The sequence below is a fragment of the Cupriavidus basilensis OR16 genome, from assembly GCF_000243095.1.
Taxonomy (GTDB): Bacteria; Pseudomonadota; Gammaproteobacteria; order Burkholderiales; family Burkholderiaceae; genus Cupriavidus; species Cupriavidus basilensis_D.
Map to the genome: position 1 here is coordinate 1 of NZ_AHJE01000326.1, position 728 is coordinate 728.

Sequence of the window (728 nt, forward strand, 5' to 3'; positions counted from 1 at the left end):
TCAACCGCCAGCCGGTGGAGTTTCGAGTACGTGCGTTTCAACTGAGCACCGCGATTCGAAAGCCGAATATCGAATATCGCAAGAAGGCAGGGGCCCGGTGGACGTCCTGCGGCAAAAGGACCCCGGCCACCAGGGGCGGCATCACCCCCGGACGTTCGCCATGGACATGTCCGACATCCAGGTCATCAGGCAGCACCTGATCGACCCCGAGATCTGCATCCGCTGCAATACCTGCGAGGCCACCTGCCCGGTCGCCGCCATCACCCACGATTCGCGCAACTACGTGGTCGACGCGGACAAGTGCAATGGCTGCATGGCCTGCATCTCGCCGTGCCCGACAGGCTCGATCGACAACTGGCGCACCATGCCGCGCGCCAAGGCCTACGGCATCGGGGAGCAGTTTGGCTGGGATACGCTACCTGACGAACTCTCCTCCGAGCAGCTTGCCGCCGAAGGCGTGGCCGCGGATGCCGAGCCGGTTCTCGAATCCGCCCCGGTGCCTTCGCTGGCGGCCGTCACCGGCGAAGACGTATTCAACAGCGCCCAGTACGGCGCCACCGTGCCGCCGTGGTCGGCCGCGCATGCCTATACCAACCTCTACGGCGCCAAGGCCGCCGCCCGCTCCGTCACCGCCACCGTGGCCGGCAATGTGCGCGTCACCGCGGTCGGGCGCGACTACGATACGCACCATATCGTGCTGGACTTCGGCAACGCGCCGTTTCCGGTGC

General features: G+C 66.2%; 1 protein-coding gene. It reads left to right on the top strand.

Going from position 1 to position 728, the window contains the following annotated elements; genetic code table 11:
* Positions 1-160: 160 nt before the first annotated feature.
* Positions 161-728, top strand: a 568-nt coding sequence (locus OR16_RS38950) for a 4Fe-4S binding protein (protein ID WP_006165000.1), incomplete at its 3' end; no start/stop codon positions are given.